At 62.6% G+C, this 17,938-nt stretch carries 15 protein-coding genes and 1 pseudogene; 13 read left to right on the top strand and 3 right to left on the bottom strand.

The window, feature by feature from the left end; all coding sequences use genetic code 11:
* The first annotated feature begins 30 nt into the window (after window positions 1-30).
* Window positions 31-1,020, top strand: a complete 990-nt coding sequence (locus tag PSOLE_RS17200) for an alpha/beta hydrolase family protein (protein WP_074858697.1) — start codon at window positions 31-33, stop codon at window positions 1,018-1,020.
* Between the two features lie 21 nt (window positions 1,021-1,041).
* Here the strand turns inward: PSOLE_RS17200 and PSOLE_RS17195 are convergent, their stop codons facing one another.
* The 3 genes from PSOLE_RS17195 to PSOLE_RS17185 are packed head-to-tail and all read right to left on the bottom strand — an operon-like array spanning window position 1,042 to window position 3,497.
* On the bottom strand, window positions 1,042-1,803 hold the full coding sequence (locus PSOLE_RS17195; protein WP_074858699.1) for a DnaJ domain-containing protein: 762 nt from the start codon (window positions 1,801-1,803) through the stop codon (window positions 1,042-1,044).
* Window positions 1,804-2,475: an N-acetylmuramate alpha-1-phosphate uridylyltransferase MurU gene (gene murU / locus PSOLE_RS17190; protein WP_074858702.1), complete on the bottom strand. Its 672-nt coding sequence runs from the start codon at window positions 2,473-2,475 to the stop codon at window positions 1,804-1,806. It lies immediately after the preceding gene.
* Window positions 2,472-3,497, bottom strand: a complete 1,026-nt coding sequence (locus PSOLE_RS17185) for an aminoglycoside phosphotransferase family protein (RefSeq protein WP_074858705.1) — start codon at window positions 3,495-3,497, stop codon at window positions 2,472-2,474. The genes murU and PSOLE_RS17185 overlap by 4 nt, the downstream gene beginning before the upstream one ends.
* A 124-nt stretch (window positions 3,498-3,621) precedes the next feature.
* Here PSOLE_RS17185 and PSOLE_RS17180 point away from each other — a divergent pair, with 124 nt between their 5' ends.
* The 12 genes and pseudogenes from PSOLE_RS17180 to PSOLE_RS23845 all read left to right on the top strand — a co-directional run.
* The gene (locus PSOLE_RS17180; RefSeq protein ID WP_074858708.1) at window positions 3,622-6,381 is read left to right on the top strand and encodes an LPS-assembly protein LptD; all 2,760 of its coding nucleotides are present in this window, start codon (window positions 3,622-3,624) and stop codon (window positions 6,379-6,381) included.
* A complete protein-coding gene (locus PSOLE_RS17175) occupies window positions 6,362-7,654 on the top strand; it encodes a peptidylprolyl isomerase (RefSeq protein ID WP_088339333.1) in 1,293 nt (430 codons plus the stop codon). The genes PSOLE_RS17180 and PSOLE_RS17175 overlap by 20 nt, the downstream gene beginning before the upstream one ends.
* Window positions 7,655-7,750: 96 nt before the next feature.
* Window positions 7,751-8,746, top strand: a complete 996-nt coding sequence (pdxA, locus tag PSOLE_RS17170; protein WP_074858711.1) for a 4-hydroxythreonine-4-phosphate dehydrogenase PdxA — start codon at window positions 7,751-7,753, stop codon at window positions 8,744-8,746.
* A gap of 113 nt (window positions 8,747-8,859) precedes the next feature.
* Window positions 8,860-9,669, top strand: coding sequence for a 16S rRNA (adenine(1518)-N(6)/adenine(1519)-N(6))-dimethyltransferase RsmA (gene rsmA, locus PSOLE_RS17165; protein WP_074858714.1), 810 nt, complete (start codon window positions 8,860-8,862; stop codon window positions 9,667-9,669).
* Window positions 9,670-9,698: 29 nt separating this feature from the next.
* On the top strand, window positions 9,699-10,079 hold the full coding sequence (gene apaG, locus PSOLE_RS17160) for a Co2+/Mg2+ efflux protein ApaG (RefSeq protein ID WP_074858716.1): 381 nt from the start codon (window positions 9,699-9,701) through the stop codon (window positions 10,077-10,079).
* Window positions 10,079-10,897 (top strand): symmetrical bis(5'-nucleosyl)-tetraphosphatase, encoded by an 819-nt coding sequence (locus tag PSOLE_RS17155; RefSeq protein ID WP_003463533.1) that lies wholly within the window; start codon window positions 10,079-10,081, stop codon window positions 10,895-10,897. Before apaG ends, PSOLE_RS17155 begins: the two co-directional genes overlap by 1 nt.
* 39 nt (window positions 10,898-10,936) lie before the next feature.
* On the top strand, window positions 10,937-11,266 hold the full coding sequence (gene glpE / locus PSOLE_RS17150) for a thiosulfate sulfurtransferase GlpE (protein WP_003463537.1): 330 nt from the start codon (window positions 10,937-10,939) through the stop codon (window positions 11,264-11,266).
* A 283-nt stretch (window positions 11,267-11,549) separates the two neighbouring features.
* On the top strand, window positions 11,550-13,472 hold the full coding sequence (locus tag PSOLE_RS17145; RefSeq protein WP_074858717.1) for a PrkA family serine protein kinase: 1,923 nt from the start codon (window positions 11,550-11,552) through the stop codon (window positions 13,470-13,472).
* A 74-nt stretch (window positions 13,473-13,546) separates the two neighbouring features.
* Window positions 13,547-14,818 carry a YeaH/YhbH family protein gene (locus tag PSOLE_RS17140; protein WP_074858721.1) on the top strand — a complete coding sequence of 424 codons (1,272 nt, stop codon included), beginning with the start codon at window positions 13,547-13,549 and terminating at the stop codon, window positions 14,816-14,818.
* Window positions 14,819-14,827: 9 nt separating this feature from the next.
* A complete protein-coding gene (locus tag PSOLE_RS17135; protein ID WP_003463540.1) occupies window positions 14,828-16,393 on the top strand; it encodes a SpoVR family protein in 1,566 nt (521 codons plus the stop codon).
* 57 nt (window positions 16,394-16,450) lie between these two features.
* Window positions 16,451-17,683, top strand: a complete 1,233-nt coding sequence (locus tag PSOLE_RS17130; protein ID WP_074858723.1) for a multifunctional CCA addition/repair protein — start codon at window positions 16,451-16,453, stop codon at window positions 17,681-17,683.
* Window positions 17,684-17,833: 150 nt separating this feature from the next.
* Window positions 17,834-17,938: pseudogene (locus tag PSOLE_RS23845) on the top strand (IS110 family transposase); the annotation flags it as partial.

The raw sequence follows: 17,938 nt of genomic DNA, 5'->3' as shown, positions 1-17,938 counted from the left end.
CTCTGTAGCAGACGATCAGGAGCCTCATCGATGCGCCTTCATTCACTAGCACTGCTCGGTTTCTGCCTGCTCTCCTGTCCCGCGGCCTGGGCCGAGGAGCCGGCCGAGGATGCGCCGGCTGATAGCGCCGACGCCCCCGCGGCGAGCGAACGCCCGCTGTTGCCCGAACGCAGCATCAGCGAGGCGCAGACGCTGGAGCAACGTCTGGACAAACGTGAGCAGCAGATGCTGCAGGCCGGCGCCGAAAGTTTTCTCGCCCTGTGGCTGCCAGCCAACGTCGGCGAGCCCAGTGGGGCGGTGATTCTGCTGCCCGCTGATGTGGAAAACGCCGACGGCGCCGCCGCGATCGGCCCGCTGCGACGCAAGCTGCCCGACGCCGGCTGGCACAGCTTGAGCCTGACGCTGCCGGACCCGGACGGTGACCCGCTGCCACTGCGCACTGCCGCCACTGCAACAGCGGCACCGCAAAGCGATACCACCATTACCGAGAGCGCTCCTGCCATCGAGAGCGCGTCCGACGCGACCGTAGACGAGGCTGCACAACCTGCGGGCAGCGGCGCGATCAGCCCGGAGCAACGGCGTCTGGCGCATGCCGGGCGGGTGATGGCGCGCATCGATGCCGCCATCGCCTTCGCCAACCAGCAGCAGGCCAGGGCTATCGTCCTCCTCGGTCATGGCAGTGGCGCTTACTGGGCTGCGCGCTACCTGAGCGAGCGCCAGCCGGACAACGTGCAGAATCTGCTGATGGTGGCAGCCGAACTACCTGCCGGTTTCGCGCCGCCACTGGATGAGATGGTCGCGCAGCTGGCCGTGGCCACCGGCGACTTCTTCTACAAGGACCAAGCCACCGACCGCATGGCTGCGTTGAAACGCCTGCAGGCGAGCAAGCGCGCCAAGCTGCCCAACTACATCCAGGTAGCGATGAAAGCTCTGCCTGGCAATCTGGACGTGCAGCACGAACAACTCTACCGCCGCCTGCGTGGCTGGTTGACGCAGCATATCCGCACCGCAGGCAGCTAGCAGTCCGTTGAAAACTACCTGCTAGCGAATGCCTCGGCGCTGACGAATCAACGCATAGGCCTGATGCAGTTGACGCGTGGTGTCGGTGGCTTCACGAATGCGCTCAGGCGAAGCGCCGGAGCCGGCCAGTTTGTCCGGGTGATGGCGGCTGAGCAGGCGCCGGTAGGCGCGCTTGATCTGCTCAGGCTCGCTGCCTTCATTGACGCCCAACAGGCGCAGCGCCTCCTGGTAATTGCCGCCAGCCGGTGCCGGCTGCTGACTGCGACGCGGCGCGTATTCCGCGCCCAGGCTATCAAGCCGGGTGCTGTCCCAGCCGAGCCACTTGCCCCAGAGCAGGATCAGCTCATGCTCGCTGGGCGACACCCGTCCATCGACCCAGGCCATGCGCCAGCAGGCCCGCAGCATTGCATCGGCGCGCACACGCTGACGCTGCAGCGGCGCACGCAGGTTGTCACGCCCGGTTTTGCCACGGGCAAAGGCCTCGATGGCACGTCGCTGAGCCGCAGCGTCCAACCCCAGCCTTTGCATTTCCGAGCGTGCCTGCTGGATATGACTCTGCACCACCCGGCCGTCACTCTTGGCCAGACGCCCCAGCATCAGAAACAGCAGGTCGTCATCCGGCGGCGCAGCACGACCGCCCAGACGCTCGCGCAGATTGTCCCAACCATGCAGGCGCAGACGACGATCCAGCACCTGCCCGAGCAGACCGCCCAGCAGTGCGCCAGGGATGCTGGCCAGGGCGAGCCCGGCCGCTGCCCCGAGCATGGTGGCCGGCCACAACACCTAGCGTGCCTCCTGTAGCAAACGCTCGACTTCGGCCAGACGCTCGTGCGTACCGACATCGACCCAGCAGCCACCATAATGCTCGCCACTGACCTGCCCGGCCGCCATCGCCTCACGCAGCAGCGGCGCCAGCTTGAAGGCGCCGGGCTGAGAAGAGCCGAACAGACGCGGGTGTAGCACGGCGAGACCGCTATAGGTCAACCGCTCGCCTGTCGCCTCACCGTCACGAACCTGACCCGCCGCCAGAACGAAGTCGCCCTGCGGGTGATGCGCCGGGTTATCCACCAGCACCAGATGCGCCAGACCGGCGAGCGGCTCACGCAACGCGCCGAAGGGGTAATCGGTGAAGACATCGCCATTGACCACCAGAAATGGCTCGGCACCCAACAGCGGCAGCGCCTTGAAGATGCCGCCCCCCGTTTCCAGCGGCTCACCTTCGGGGGAATAGACGATACGCACGCCGAAGCGCCAGCCATCGCCGAGGTAGTCCTCGATCTGCTTGCCTAGCCAGGCGTGGTTGATCACCAGCTCGGTGAAGCCTGCAGCAGCCAGGGCGCGGATGTGGTACTCGATCAACGGCACGCCCGCCGCCTTAACCAGCGGCTTGGGCGTATGCAGGGTCAGCGGCCGCATACGTTCGCCCTTGCCCGCCGCGAGGATCATCGCCTTCATGCAGAGCTTCCTTCATCGATTCCCTGGCTGGCGAACAGCTCGCCCAACTCGGCCAATTCAGGACGACGCGCCAGCACAGTCCTTATATAGGTGAAGAAACGTGGCACATCGCCGAGGTACTTGGGCTTGCCATCGCGATGACAGATACGTGCAAAGATGCCGATGACCTTGAGGTGACGCTGCACGCCCATCAGGTCGCTGGCCCGCAGAAAGTCGTCGAGCGATGCCTGCACCGGAATACCCGCCGCCTTGGCGCGCTCCCAATACCCGTGCAGCCAGGCCTGCACGCGCGCCTCGGGCCAGCTGAGGAAGGCATCCTTGAACAGGCAGGTGATGTCGTAGGTGACCGGGCCGTTGACGGCATCCTGAAAATCCAGCACACCGGGATTGGGCGTGCTCTGCATCAGGTTGCGCGGCATGAAGTCGCGGTGCACGACCACCTTGGGCTGCGCCAGGGCGCTGTCGATCAACAGGCGACTGATACGCTGCCAGGCGGCGTCCTGCTCGGGTGTAAAGGTAAGCCCCAGGTGGCGTTGTACGTACCATTCGGGAAACAGCTGCAACTCACGACGCAGCAACGCCTCGTCGTAATGCGGCAGGTGGCTGTCGAGGGGCAAACGCTGCTGCTGCAGCAAGGCCTCGATGGCATCGTCGAACAACTCGTCGGCATTGTCTTCGTTGATTACATCCAGGTAGGTCTGCCGGCCCAGATCATCAAGCATCAGGAAGCCCCGCTCGAGATCGGCAGCCAGCACCTGCGGCACATGCACGCCAGCGCTGGCCAGCAGAGCCGCGATACGCACGAAGGGCTCGCAGTTTTCCTGGGGCGGCGGCGCATCCATCAGAATCAGGCTGCGCTCACCGGCCTGCCAACGAAAATAGCGGCGAAAACTGGCGTCGCTGCTGGCAGGCGTGAGCACGGCCGCAGGCACCGCGCCCCATTCGCGCTCCGCGAAGAGGGCTGGCAGTTGCTCGGCGAGCCAGGTTTGCAGCTGTTGCAGACGTACATCGTGTTCAGACATCTAGGGGTCTCCGACGGCGCTAGCCGTTGCGCGGGTCATGCTTTATTATCCAGCATCTTTTTCAGCCCATCGAGAGGCGTGCGGCCCCTGGGCCGATAGCGCGCAGGAAGCCCGGACTAACAAGATGGCAGTAAAATACCCCGCGTTCCGCAAGAAATTCCCGCTGCTGGTCACCGGCAGCCTCCTGGCCTTACAGCCCGCGTTCAGCCTACAGTCCTTTGCCGCCGAGCAATACGATTGCCAGGCATCGCCCACGGGCGGCTGGGCCTGCGCACCGAAATCAGTGGCCAGCGCCCTGCCCCCGCGCCCGCTGCACAGCCGTGATGCTGTCAGCAGCAGCGGCTCGAGCAGCGAGGCCAGCACCAGGCAGGAAGCCGCGCCAGTGCTGGTCACCGAGAGCAAGGGCCGCGCCCTCGCCTCGCGCAGCCCCGATTACAGCCACCTGGACTGGGTCCCACGCGAGAAGCTGACCGCAGCGCAACTGGCCGAAGCCGGCCCCTACTGCGCAGGCGCCTATGTCGAGCCACTGCGCCCGGGCATGGATGACACCACGCCGCTGGACGAATCGCCGATGTACGTTTCCGCCAAGGCCTCGCGTTTCGAGCAGGAAAAGCAGATCGCCACCCTCGCCGGTGACGTCGTCCTGCGCCAGTCCGGCATGCAGGTCGAGGCCGACGAAGCGAGCCTGCACCAGACGGAAAACCGTGGCGAGCTGGTCGGCAACGTACGCCTGCGCGACAAGGGCATGCTGGTGGTCGGCGACCGCGCCGAACTGCAACTGGATAACGGCGAAGCGCGTATCGACAACGCCGAATACGTGATGCATCAGGCTCACGTGCGCGGCAGCGCGCTCTACGCCAAGCGCGAAGAGACCGCGATCATCCGTCTCAAGGATGGCACCTATACCCGTTGCGAACCGGGCGACAATGCCTGGCACCTGAAGGGTAACAACGTCACCTTGAACCCGGCGACTGGCTTCGGCACCGCGACCAACGTAACGCTGCGGGTCAAGGACATTCCGGTGTTCTACACCCCGTACATCTACTTCCCGATCGATGATCGCCGCCAGTCCGGCTTCCTGCCGCCGAGCTTCGGCACGTCGAGCAGCAATGGTTTCTCGCTGCAAACGCCCTACTACTTCAACCTGGCGCCGAACTATGACGCCACGCTTTATCCGACCTACATGGCCAAACGCGGTCTACTGATGGAAGGTGAGTTCCGTTACCTGACCGAAAGCAGCGAAGGCCAGGTCGGCGGCGCATGGCTGAATGACAAGGAAGACGAACGCAAGCTGATGCCCGAGTATAAAGAGCAGCGCTGGATGTACAGCTGGCAGCACAAGCAGGGCCTGAACTCGCGCCTGCTCGCCGAAGTCGACTACACCGACATCAGCGATCCCTACTACTTCCAGGATCTCGATACCGACCTGGGTATCGACAAGCAGACCTATGTCAACCAGCGCGGCACCCTGACCTATCGTGGTGACAGTTACCGCGCGCGGCTGAACCTGCATGCCTACGAACTGGCCAATATCACCGATGTGACGCCGTATGACCGTCTGCCGCAGATCACTTTGGACGGCAAACTGCCGTTCAATCCGGGCGGACTGGACTTCACCTATGGTACCGAGTACGTACGCTTTGATCGCAACCTGCGCTCAGGCGAAGTCATTAACAAAGACGGTGTTAATGAAGGTCTTTGGTATGACGCCCGCCTGCGCGGCTTAGCTCGTGCCACTGGCGAGCGAATGCATCTTGAGCCGGCTGTCAGCCTGCCACTGGATTGGACTTGGGGTTTCCTCAAGCCGCAGATCAAGTACATGCAGACCCACTACGACCTTAGCCTCGATAGCCAGGGCAAGAACAGCTTGCTGGCCGAGCAGGAGTACAAGGGTACGCAGAACCGTGGTGTCGGCCTGTTCAGCGTCGACAGCGGCCTGTATTTCGACCGCAATACCCAACTGTTCGGCAAGGACTTCCGCCAGACTCTGGAACCGCGCGCCTTCTATCTCTACGTACCGGAAGAAGACCAGACCGATATCCCGGTGTTCGATAGCGGCGAGTCGACCTTCAGCTATGCCTCGCTGTGGCGCGAGAACCGTTTCACCGGCAAGGATCGCATCGGCGACGAGAATAAACTGTCGCTGGGCGTGACCAGCCGCTGGATCGAGCCGAACGGCTTCGAGCGCCAGCGCTTCAGCATCGGCCAGGCCTTCTACTTCGAAGACCGCAAGGTGCAGATGCCGGGCATCGACTACCGGGCCCGCCCGGATGCCACAAGCGACGTGTCGCCATACGCACTGGAGTACATGTACCGCTTCAACCGCGACTGGCGCTTCAACTCGACCTTCAACTGGGACCCGGATACCAGCCGCACCCGCTCCGGCAGCGCCATGTTCCACTACCAGCCGGAAGCCAACCCGAACAAGGTGGTCAACCTGGGCTATCGCTATCGTAACGACACACTGCGTTATGACCGCGAGAGCGGCCGGTGGGTTTTCGGTGGCGATTACGCCCCAGATACAGCCAACGAGATCAAGGACTACTACAAGATCGACCAGCATGACTTCTCCGTCATCTGGCCGCTGGCTCCACAGTGGAGTGTCATTTCGCGCTGGCAGTACGACTATGGCCGCAACCGTACTCTGGAAGCCTTCGGTGGTTTCGAATACGACAGCTGCTGCTGGAAGCTGCGCCTGATCAACCGCTACTGGATCGATTACGACGAAGTCAGCCTCAATCCATCGCGCAACGACGAGCCGGACCGCGGCATCTTCCTGCAGATCGTCCTCAAGGGCCTCGGTGGCGTTGTGGGCAACAAGGTGGAAACTTTCCTCGACCAAGGCATTCAAGGTTACCGTGAACGTGAAGACCAAGCTTTCTGATCGCCTGCGCCCCCTGCTATTGGGCGCAGCACTGCTGGCGGCAACGGCTCAGGCCCAGGTTCGCCCACTGGATCGCGTCGTGGCCATCGTCGACAACGACGTGGTCATGCAGAGCCAGCTCGACGCTCGCCTGCGTGAAGTGCAACAGACCATCGACAAGCGCGGTGGCGCCCTGCCTCCGGAGAATGTACTCAGCCAGCAGGTGCTCGAACGCCTGATCATCGAGAACATCCAGCTGCAGATCGGCGAGCGCTCCGGCATTCGTATCACCGACGAAGAGCTGAACCAGGCCATGAGCACCATCGCCCAGCGCAACGGCATGAGCCTGGAGCAGTTCCGCGAAGCGCTGGCTCGTGATGGCCTGTCCTATGCCGATGCCCGTGATCAGGTGCGTCGCGAGATGATCATCAGCCGTGTGCGTCAGCGCCGCGTGGCCGAACGCATCCAGGTCACCGACCAGGAAGTGCAGAACTTCCTCGCCTCCGACCTGGGCAAGATGCAGCTGTCGGAAGAGTTCCGTCTGGCCAACATCCTGATTCCAGTTCCCGAGGGCGCGTCCTCCAGTGAAATCCAGGCCGCCGAGCGGCAGGCGCAGGAGGTGTATCAGCAGCTGCAGCAAGGCGCAGACTTCGCCCAACTGGCGATTTCCCGTTCGGCCAGTGAAAACGCGCTGGAAGGCGGCGAGATGGGCTGGCGTAAAGCCGGTCAGCTGCCGCCACCGTTCGACAACATGATCAGCCAGCTGAACCCGGGCGAAGTCACCGAGCCGGTGCGCACGCCGGGTGGTTTCATCATCCTCAAGCTGATCGAGAAACGTGGTGGCGATACTCAGGTGCGTGACGAAGTGCATGTTCGCCACATTCTGATCAAGCCCAGCGAGATTCGCAGCGAAGAAGAAACCCGTCGCCTGGCCGAGCGCCTGTACCAGCGCATCGTCGATGGCGAGGACTTCGCCGAACTGGCGAAGAACTTCTCGGAAGATCCGGGTTCTGCACTCAATGGCGGCGACCTGAACTGGATCGACCCCGAGGCGCTGGTGCCCGAATTCCGCGAAGTGATGAACAACACTGCCAGCGGCGAGCTGTCCAAGCCGTTCAAGAGCCCGTACGGCTGGCACGTGCTGCAAGTCATGGGCCGCCGCGCTACCGATAACAGCGCGCAGTTCCGCGAGCAACAGGCCGCAAACCTGCTGCGTAACCGCAAGTACGACGAAGAGCTGCAGGCCTGGCTGCGCCAGATCCGCGACGAAGCCTACGTCGAGATCAAGCTGTAATAGCGGTATTGCTCCAAAAGCCCGGCCAAGTGCCGGGCTTTTTCGTTATTGGCCCGGCAGCGTAAACTGACGCCCCAGCCCGCACAGAGAGCGACCATGACTGCGCAGCACTGCTTTGCCCTCACACCTGGCGAGCCCGCCGGTATCGGCCCCGATCTCTGCCTGCTGCTGGCCCAGCAGGCGCAGCCAGCGCCTCTGGTCGCCATCGCCAGCCGCGAGCTACTGGCAGAACGCGCTAAGCAACTGGGGCTGAATATCGAATTGCTGACCGTCGGCCCGCAGCAATGGCCAAACAGCCCCGCAGCGGCTGGCGGCCTCTACGTCTGGGATACGCCCCTGGCGACACCTGCCGTCCCCGGCAAACTGACGCCCGCCAATGCTGCCTATGTGCTGCAGACCCTCACCCGCGCTGGCCAAGGCTGCCTGGACGGGACATTTGCCGGAATGATCACCGCCCCCGTACACAAAGGTGTGATCAACGAAGCGGGTATCGCCTTCTCTGGTCACACCGAGTTTCTCGCCGAACTGACCCACACCCAGCAGGTGGTGATGATGCTGGCGACCCGCGGCTTGCGCGTCGCGCTGGTCACCACTCACCTGCCACTGAAGGATGTCGCAGCCGCCATCACCGCCGAACGCCTGGAGCGTGTGACGCGCATCCTGCATGCCGATCTGCAAAGCAAGTTCGGTATCGCCGAGCCGCGCATCCTGGTCTGCGGCCTCAATCCGCACGCCGGCGAAGGCGGGCATCTAGGACGTGAGGAAATCGAGATCATCGAACCGACGCTGGAGCGTCTGCGCAGCGAAGGCATGAACCTGATCGGCCCGCTGCCGGCCGACACTCTGTTTACCCCCAAGTATCTCGAACAGGCCGATGCCGTACTGGCCATGTACCACGACCAGGGCCTGCCCGTGCTCAAGTTCAAGGGCTTCGGTGCGGCGCTCAATGTCACGCTGGGCCTGCCGATCATCCGCACCTCGGTGGATCATGGCACCGCCCTGGATCTGGCCGGTACTGGCAAGGTGGACATCGGCAGCCTGCAGGTGGCACTGGAAACCGCCTACCAGATGGCCGCCAGCCGCCAGGAATGAACCACTGAGACCGCGGCCCGCGCCCGCGGCGCCATTCGCTGGTAGACTGTGCGACTTTCTTTTTTGCATCCAGCCTCGAGCAACACGACTCGAGGCGTTGCGCGGAGCCGTACATGCCCGAATACCAACACCGCGCGCGCAAGCGCTTCGGCCAGAACTTCCTGCATGATGCCGGGGTGATCGACCGTATCCTGCGCGCCATTCGCGCCAAGGAAGACGAACGCCTGCTGGAGATCGGCCCGGGCCAGGGCGCCATTACCGAGGGTTTGCTCGGCAGCGGCGCGCAGCTCGACGTGATCGAACTCGACCTTGACCTGATCCCCATCCTGCAAAACAAGTTCGGCGACAATCCGCGTTTTCGCCTGAATCAGGGCGACGCACTGAAATTCGACTTCGCCCGCCTCGACGCGCCACCACGCAGCCTGCGCGTTGTCGGCAACCTGCCCTACAACATCTCCACGCCGCTGATTTTCCACCTGCTGGACAACGCACCGCTGATTCGCGACATGCACTTCATGCTGCAAAAAGAAGTGGTCGAGCGCATGGCCGCCGGCCCGGGCGGCGGCGATTGGGGGCGGCTGTCGATCATGGTGCAATACCACTGCCGCGTGGAACACCTGTTCAACGTCGGCCCCGGGGCCTTCAACCCACCACCCAAGGTCGACTCGGCCATCGTCCGCCTGGTGCCGCATGAAACCCTGCCGCACCCCGCCAAAGACCATCGCCTGCTCGAACGCGTCGTGCGTGAGGCCTTCAACCAGCGCCGCAAGACCCTGCGCAACACGCTCAAGCAATTGCTGCCCGCCGATGCCATCGAAGCGGCAGGGGTCGACGGCAGCCTGCGCCCCGAGCAACTGGATCTGGCCGCCTTCGTCCGCCTGGCCGACCAACTGGCTCTACAGCCCTCTGCTGCGCAGGACTAAACTGCAATCACGCCCAACGGATCATTCGCATGTCCGACCCTTGTTATCAGATCGACGTCAGCGTCACCACCCGCTACTTGGCCGCGCAGTCGCAGCCGGAGCAGAGCCGCTACGCGTTCTCCTACACCGTGACCATCGTCAATAACGGCGAGCTGCCCGCTCAGCTGTTGTCGCGCCACTGGATCATCACCGACGGCGACGGCCGCGTGCAGGAAGTGCGCGGCGCCGGCGTGATCGGCCAGCAACCGCATATCGAGCCCGGCGCCAGCCACACCTACAGCAGCGGAACGGTCATGACCACCCAGGTCGGCACCATGCAGGGCAGCTACCAGATGCTCGCCGAGGACGGCAAACGCTTCGACGCGACTATCGCGCCCTTCCGCCTGGCTGTACCGGGAGCCCTTCACTGATGGCGGTGTATGCCGTCGGCGACCTGCAGGGTTGCCTCAAACCGCTCAAGTGCCTGCTCGAGCAAGTGTCCTTCGATCCCGCGCAAGACCAGCTTTGGCTGGTCGGCGACCTGGTCAACCGCGGCCCGCAGTCGCTGGAGACCCTGCGTTTTCTCTACTCCATTCGCCACGCCGTGACCTGTGTGCTGGGCAACCATGATCTGCATCTGCTGGCCGTGGCCCACAACATCGAGCGTCTGAAGAAGGGCGATACCCTGCGCGAGATTCTCGATGCGCCGGACCGCAACGATCTGCTCGATTGGCTGCGCATGCAGAAGCTGGTGCACCACGACGCCGAGCGCAAGGTGACCCTGGTACATGCCGGCATCCCGCCGCAATGGACGCTGAGCAAGGCGCTGCGTCGTGCCGCCGAGGTCGAAGAGGCGCTGCGTGACGATGCCCGTCTGCCGCTGTTTCTCGATGGCATGTACGGCAACGAACCAGCCAAGTGGCACAAGGACCTGCATGGCGTAACCCGCCTGCGCGTCATCACCAACTATTTCACCCGCATGCGCTTCTGCAAGGCAGATGGCACGCTGGACCTCAAGAGCAAGGAAGGCGCCGACAACGCGCCGCCCGGCTTCGCCCCCTGGTTCAGCCACCCGCAGCGCAAGATGCGCGGCGAGAAGATCATCTTCGGCCACTGGGCGGCGCTGGAAGGCAATTGCAGCGAACCAGGCCTCTACGCACTGGACACCGGCTGCGTCTGGGGTGGTGCGATGACCCTGCTCGACGTCGACAGCGGAGCACTGCACCGCTGCACCTGTCCCAAGGAATAAGCGCCCAAGGCGCCCCCAAGAATCACGCGAGGCACCAACATGAGCGAATTCAAGCGTATCTCCCCGCAACAGGCGCAGGAACTGCGCGCCCAGGGCGCCGTCGTGGTCGACATCCGCGACCCGCACAGCTTTGCCAATGGCCATATCAGCGGCTCGCGCCACCTGGACAACCACTCACTGCATGACTTCATCAGCCACGCCGACCTCGACGCGCCACTGATCGTCTCCTGCTACCACGGCAACTCCAGCCAGGGCGCCGCAGCCTACCTGGTCGCCCAGGGTTTCTCCGAGGTGTACAGCCTCGACGGTGGTTTCGAGTTGTGGCACGCCACTTACCCGAGCGAAACCGCGCAAAGCAGCGAAGAATAAATTTCTTCAGCCGGCAGGCCGCGCCCGCTCTGGCCTGCCGCCCTTCCCCGACGCACGGTAACATCCCGTTATCGCTGTCCCGCCCTTGACGCTCTGCAGAACGAACTATTCTGTTAATCAGGCCATCCCACTGAAGGTAGAGCCGGCAAACCGGCATCGGGCCATCGGTAACGACTTTTGGGTTTTGGGGGATTGTTCCCGACTTCTTCGGAGCCGGAGTTACCCAGCACCTGCACGCACGACCGATCCCGAGCCAGCTTTCAGCATCGAGCGAGGTGAAGTCATGAGCATTTTCAGTCACTTCCAACAACGTTTCGAGGCGACCCGCCAGGAGGATTACTCGCTGCAGGAGTACCTCGAACTGTGCAAACAGGATCGCAGCGCCTACGCCACTGCGGCCGAGCGCCTGCTGATGGCCATTGGCGAGCCGGAACTGCTGGACACTTCCAGCGATTCACGGCTGTCACGCATCTTCTCCAATAAGGTCATCCGCCGCTATCCGGCCTTCGCCGACTTCCACGGCATGGAAGAGTGCATCGACCAGATCGTCTCCTACTTCAGGCATGCCGCGCAGGGCCTGGAAGAGAAGAAGCAGATTCTCTATCTGCTCGGCCCGGTGGGTGGCGGTAAATCCTCGCTGGCGGAAAAGCTCAAGCAACTGATGGAGAAGGTGCCCTTCTACGCCATCAAGGGCTCGCCGGTGTTCGAGTCGCCGCTGGGGCTGTTCAACGCCACCGAAGACGGCGCCATTCTCGAAGAGGACTACGGCATCCCGCGCCGTTACCTCAGCTCGATCATGTCGCCGTGGGCCACCAAGCGCCTGCAGGAGTTCGGCGGCGACATCAGCCAGTTCCGCGTGGTCAAGCTGTACCCCTCAATCCTCAACCAGATCGCCGTGGCCAAGACCGAGCCGGGCGACGAAAACAACCAGGACATCTCCGCCCTGGTCGGCAAGGTGGATATCCGCAAGCTCGAGGAATACCCGCAGAACGACGCCGACGCCTACAGCTACTCGGGCGCGCTGTGCCGGGCCAACCAGGGCCTGATGGAATTCGTCGAGATGTTCAAGGCGCCGATCAAGGTGCTGCACCCGCTGCTGACCGCCACCCAGGAAGGCAACTACAACAGCACCGAAGGCCTCGGTGCGATTCCCTACAGCGGCATCCTGCTGGCCCACTCCAACGAATCGGAATGGCACAGCTTCCGCAACAACAAGAACAACGAGGCCTTCATCGACCGCATCTACATCGTCAAGGTGCCGTACTGCCTGCGCGTGACCGATGAAATCCGCATCTACGACAAGCTGCTGATCAACAGCTCGCTGGCCAAGGCGCATTGCGCGCCGGACACGCTGAAGATGCTCGCGCAGTTCTCCGTCCTGTCGCGCCTGAAAGAGCCAGACAACTCCAACATCTACTCGAAGATGCGCGTCTACGACGGCGAAAACCTCAAGGACACCGACCCGAAAGCCAAGTCGATCCAGGAATACCGCGACAGCGCCGGTGTCGATGAGGGCATGAATGGTCTGTCGACCCGCTTCGCCTTCAAGATCCTGTCCAAGGTGTTCAACTTCGATCCGCACGAGATCGCCGCCAACCCGGTGCATCTGCTGTACGTGCTGGAGCAGCAGATCGAGCAGGAACAGTTCCCCGCCGAGGTGCGCGAGCGCTACCTGCGCTATATCAAGGAATACCTGGCGCCGCGCTATATCGAGTTCATCGGCAAGGAAATCCAGACCGCCTACCTGGAGTCCTACAGCGAATACGGGCAGAACATCTTCGACCGCTATGTGCTGTACGCCGACTTCTGGATTCAGGATCAGGAATACCGCGACCCGGAAACCGGCGAAATCCTCAACCGCGTGGCGCTCAACGAGGAACTGGAGAAGATCGAGAAGCCGGCCGGCATCAGCAACCCGAAGGACTTCCGCAACGAGATCGTCAACTTCGTGCTGCGTGCCCGTGCCAACAACAATGGCAAGAACCCCTCCTGGCTCAGCTACGAGAAGCTGCGCGTGGTCATCGAGAAGAAGATGTTCTCCAACACCGAGGACCTGCTCCCGGTCATCAGCTTCAACGCCAAGGGCAACAAGGAGGATCAGCAGAAGCACAACGACTTCGTCAAACGCATGGTCGAGCGCGGCTACACCGAGAAGCAGGTACGTCTGCTATCGGAGTGGTACCTGCGGGTTCGCAAGTCTCAGTAAGCCTAATCCGGCGCGCGGCGCGTGCCGGGTCATTCGCTGCCTGCCTGTGGCTATGGGCAGGCTAGGGAGACGTCATGAGCTACGTGATCGACCGACGCCTCAACGGCAAAAACAAGAGCACGGTTAACCGCCAGCGCTTCCTGCGGCGTTACCGTGAACACATCAAGAAGGCGGTGGAGGAAGCCGTCAGCCGGCGCTCCATCACCGACATGGAGCACGGCGAGCAGATCAGCATTCCTGGCCGTGATATCGACGAGCCGGTGCTGCACCATGGCCGTGGCGGCAAGCAGACCATCGTCCACCCCGGCAACAAGGAGTTCACCACTGGCGAGCGCATTCCACGCCCGCAAGGCGGCGGCGCCGGCCGCGGCAGTGGCAAGGCGAGCAACTCCGGCGAAGGCATGGACGAGTTCGTCTTCCAGATCACCCAGGAGGAATTCCTCGATTTCATGTTCGAGGACCTGGAGTTGCCCAATCTGGTCAAGCGCCACCTGACCGGTGCGGAAACCTTCAAGACCGTGCGCGCCGGTATCAGCAACGAGGGCAACCCCTCGCGCATCAACATCGTGCGCACCCTGCGTTCGGCCCACGCACGGCGCATCGCCCTGTCTGGTTCCAGCCGCGCCAAATTGCGCGAAGCCAAGGCCGAACTGGAACGACTACGCCGGGAAGAGCCGGACAACTTCGGCGATATCCAGGCCATTCAGGAGGAAATCGAGCGGCTCAGTGCACGCATCCATCGTGTGCCGTTTCTCGACACCTTCGACCTCAAGTACAACCTACTGACCAAGCAGCCCAACCCCAGCTCCAAGGCGGTGATGTTCTGCCTGATGGACGTCTCCGGATCCATGACCCAGGCCACCAAGGATGTGGCCAAGCGTTTCTTCATCCTCCTGTACCTGTTCCTCAAACGAAACTACGACAAGATCGACGTGGTGTTCATCCGTCACCACACCAGTGCCAAGGAAGTGGACGAGGAGGAGTTCTTCTACTCTCGCGAGACCGGCGGCACCATCGTCTCCAGCGCCCTGAAGCTGATGCAGGAGGTGATGGCCGAGCGCTATCCGGTCAACGAATGGAATATCTATGCCGCCCAGGCATCGGACGGCGACAACTGGAATGACGATTCACCGGTATGCCGGGATATATTGATCAACCAGATCATGCCGTTCGTGCAGTACTTCACCTACGTCGAGATCACCCCACGCGAACACCAGGCGTTGTGGTTCGAGTACGAACAAGTTGCCGAAGCCTTCGCCGACAGCTTCGCCCAGCAGCAACTGGTGTCCGCCGCGGACATCTACCCGGTGTTCCGCGAACTGTTCCAGCGCCGTCTGGTGAGTTGAGGAGTTGCCATGAGCGCCACCGCCAAGAAACGCCAACCGATCTCTACCGGTTCGGAATGGACCTTCGACCTGATTCGCCAATACGACAAGGAAATCGCGCGCATCGCCGAACGTTATGCGCTGGACACCTACCCCAACCAGATCGAAGTGATCACCGCCGAGCAAATGATGGATGCCTATGCCTCGGTCGGCATGCCGCTGGGCTATCACCACTGGTCTTACGGCAAACACTTCCTGGCCACCGAAAAAGGCTACAAGCGCGGGCAGATGGGCCTGGCCTACGAGATCGTGATCAACTCCGATCCGTGCATCGCCTACCTGATGGAGGAGAACACCATCTGCATGCAGGCGCTGGTGATCGCCCACGCCTGCTACGGCCACAACAGCTTCTTCAAGGGCAACTACCTATTCCGCACCTGGACGGACGCCAGCTCGATCATCGATTACCTGGTGTTCGCCAAGCAGTACATCATGCAGTGCGAGGAGCGTTACGGCATCGACGCGGTGGAGGAACTGCTCGACTCCTGTCATGCCCTGATGAACTACGGCGTCGACCGCTACAAGCGGCCCTATCCCATCTCCGCCGAGGAAGAGCGGCGCCGGCAGAAGGAGCGCGAAGAACACCTGCAGAAGCAGATCAACGATCTGTGGCGCACCATTCCCAAAAGTGCGGACAAAGGCGGCGAGAAGGACAGCAAGCGTTTCCCCGCCGAACCACAGGAGAACATCCTCTACTTCCTGGAAAAGCACGCACCTCTGCTGGAGCCCTGGCAGCGCGAAGTGATCCGCATCGTGCGCAAGATCGCCCAGTACTTCTACCCGCAACGCCAGACCCAGGTGATGAACGAAGGCTGGGCCACCTTCTGGCACTACACCCTGATGAACGACCTGTATGACGAAGGCCTGGTTACCGACGGCTTCATGATGGAGTTCCTGCAGTCGCACACCAGCGTGGTCTACCAGCCACCGTTCGACAGCCCCTACTACAGCGGCATCAATCCCTATGCTCTGGGTTTTGCCATGTACCGCGACATCCGCCGCATGTGCGAGAACCCCACCGAGGAAGACAAGCGCTGGTTCCCCGACATCGCCGGCAGCGACTGGCTGACCACGCTCAAGTTCGCCATGACCAGCTTCAAGGACGAGAGCTTCATCCTGCAGTTCCTCTCGCCCAAGGTGATTCGCGACTTCAAACTGTTCAGCATTCTCGACGACGACCAAAAGGACGAACTGCTGGTGCCTGCCATTCATGACGAACCCGGCTACCGCACCATCCGTGAACTGCTCGCCGCCCAGTACAACCTGGGCAACCGCGAACCCAACGTACAGATCTGGAACATCGACCGCCGTGGCGACCGCTCGCTGACCCTGCGCCACCAGCAGCACGACCGCAAACCACTGGGCGACTCCACTGGCGAAGTGCTCAAGCACCTGCATCGGCTGTGGGGCTTCGACATTCATCTGGAGGTGTGCCAGGGCGATCAGTTGATCACCACTCAGCATGTGCCACCGCGCGGCAGCTCGGAGGGCGAAAGCGACTACCCGAGGCTGGACCTGATCATCCCGCCGATTTGAGCGCCTGCGCACCCGGCACGTTCTTCGGTATCCTCTGCGCTCAGTGGAGGAACATACATGCAGATCTACAAAGTCGGCGGCGCTGTGCGCGATCGCCTGCTTGGCCGTCCCGTAAGTGAAGTGGACTGGGTCGTGGTCGGCGCCAGCGCCGAGCAGATGCTCGAACTCGGCTATCGCCCGGTGGGCGCCGACTTTCCGGTGTTCCTGCACCCGCAAACGGGCGAGGAGTACGCACTGGCCCGTACCGAGCGCAAGAGCGGGCGCGGCTATGGCGGCTTCACCTTCCACGCCAGCCCCGACGTCACCCTGGAACAGGATCTGATCCGCCGCGACCTCACCGTCAACGCCATGGCCGAGGATGATCACGGCAACCTGATCGATCCCTACGGTGGCCAGCATGATCTTGAAGCCCGCATCCTGCGCCACGTTTCGCCGGCATTCGCCGAAGATCCGTTGCGCGTCCTGCGCGTCGCCCGCTTTGCCGCACGCTATGCGCCGCTGGGTTTCAGCGTCGCACCTGAAACCCTGGCACTGATGCGTCAGTTGGCCGAATCCGGCGAGCTGACCCACCTCACCGCTGAACGCAGTTGGAAAGAAATCTCCCGCGCCCTGATGGAGCCGCGTCCAGACGTGTTCGTCCAGGTACTGCGCGACTGCGGTGCCCTGGCAGCCCTGCTGCCGGAAGTGGACGATCTGTTCGGTGTACCGCAACCGCAAACACACCACCCGGAGATCGATACCGGCGTGCATGTGCTCAGCGTCCTGCGCCAGTGTGCCGAGCACGACCAGCCGCTGAACGTGCGCTGGGCCTGCCTGCTGCATGACGTCGGCAAAGGCCTGACACCGGAAGCCGAGTGGCCACGGCATATCGCCCATGAGCACAAGGGACTGCGCCTGATCCAGGCGATTAACGCGCGCTGCAAGGCGCCGCGTGACTGCGCCGAGCTGGCCATGCTGGTCGGTGAGTTTCATACCCACGGTCATCGCGCACTGGAGTTGCGACCCTCGACACTACTGGAACTGCTGCAACGCTTCGACGTGTTCCGCCGCCCGCAGCGATTCGTCGAATTCGTCGCCGCCTGCGAGATGGACGCGCGTGGCCGCTTGGGTCTGGAGCAGCGCGATTATCCACAAGCTGCTTACCTGCTCGGTGCTGCCGAAGCAGCGCGGCAGGTGCCGGTCAAACCGCTCGTGGAGAAGGGATTCAAAGGGGCGGAGCTGGGCGAAGCGCTCAACCGCGAGCGCCTGCAAGCGCTCAAGGCCTACAAGGCGCAACATGCCCCCTCGTAGGAGCCCGCTTGCGGGCGATCATCGCCGGCAAGCCGGCTCCTACAGACCGCCGCAACAGCCGTAGCCCAATGAGATGGACTCCTCCCTCCTACGGCGTCATTGCGCCAGACTGAAGGTTACGAAACAAACAATCCCGGAGGGGGAGCCCGCATGAAACTTAAACGCATAGGCGTGGATTTGGCAAAGCAGGTTTTTCAAGTTCATGGTGTCGACAGCCATGAGCAGGTCAAATGCCGCAAGCAACTCAAACGGCAT

The organism is Pseudomonas oleovorans subsp. oleovorans (assembly GCF_002197815.1).
Taxonomy (GTDB): Bacteria; Pseudomonadota; Gammaproteobacteria; order Pseudomonadales; family Pseudomonadaceae; genus Aquipseudomonas; species Aquipseudomonas oleovorans.
Note: the sequence above shows the minus strand (reverse complement) of the source record. Positions and strands in the feature narration are given on the sequence as shown.

Excerpts from the sequence above, each read along its gene's own strand:
- PSOLE_RS17200 (WP_074858697.1), top strand. The coding sequence starts at position 31 with ATGCGCCTTCATTCACTAGCACTGCTCGGTTTCTGCCTGCTCTCCTGT.
- murU (WP_074858702.1), bottom strand. The coding sequence starts at position 2,475 with ATGAAGGCGATGATCCTCGCGGCGGGCAAGGGCGAACGTATGCGGCCG.
- PSOLE_RS17185 (WP_074858705.1), bottom strand. The coding sequence starts at position 3,497 with ATGTCTGAACACGATGTACGTCTGCAACAGCTGCAAACCTGGCTCGCC.
- PSOLE_RS17180 (WP_074858708.1), top strand. The coding sequence starts at position 3,622 with ATGGCAGTAAAATACCCCGCGTTCCGCAAGAAATTCCCGCTGCTGGTC.
- pdxA (WP_074858711.1), top strand. The coding sequence starts at position 7,751 with ATGACTGCGCAGCACTGCTTTGCCCTCACACCTGGCGAGCCCGCCGGT.
- rsmA (WP_074858714.1), top strand. The coding sequence starts at position 8,860 with ATGCCCGAATACCAACACCGCGCGCGCAAGCGCTTCGGCCAGAACTTC.
- apaG (WP_074858716.1), top strand. The coding sequence starts at position 9,699 with ATGTCCGACCCTTGTTATCAGATCGACGTCAGCGTCACCACCCGCTAC.
- PSOLE_RS17155 (WP_003463533.1), top strand. The coding sequence starts at position 10,079 with ATGGCGGTGTATGCCGTCGGCGACCTGCAGGGTTGCCTCAAACCGCTC.
- glpE (WP_003463537.1), top strand. The coding sequence starts at position 10,937 with ATGAGCGAATTCAAGCGTATCTCCCCGCAACAGGCGCAGGAACTGCGC.
- PSOLE_RS17145 (WP_074858717.1), top strand. The coding sequence starts at position 11,550 with ATGAGCATTTTCAGTCACTTCCAACAACGTTTCGAGGCGACCCGCCAG.
- PSOLE_RS17140 (WP_074858721.1), top strand. The coding sequence starts at position 13,547 with ATGAGCTACGTGATCGACCGACGCCTCAACGGCAAAAACAAGAGCACG.
- PSOLE_RS17135 (WP_003463540.1), top strand. The coding sequence starts at position 14,828 with ATGAGCGCCACCGCCAAGAAACGCCAACCGATCTCTACCGGTTCGGAA.
- PSOLE_RS17130 (WP_074858723.1), top strand. The coding sequence starts at position 16,451 with ATGCAGATCTACAAAGTCGGCGGCGCTGTGCGCGATCGCCTGCTTGGC.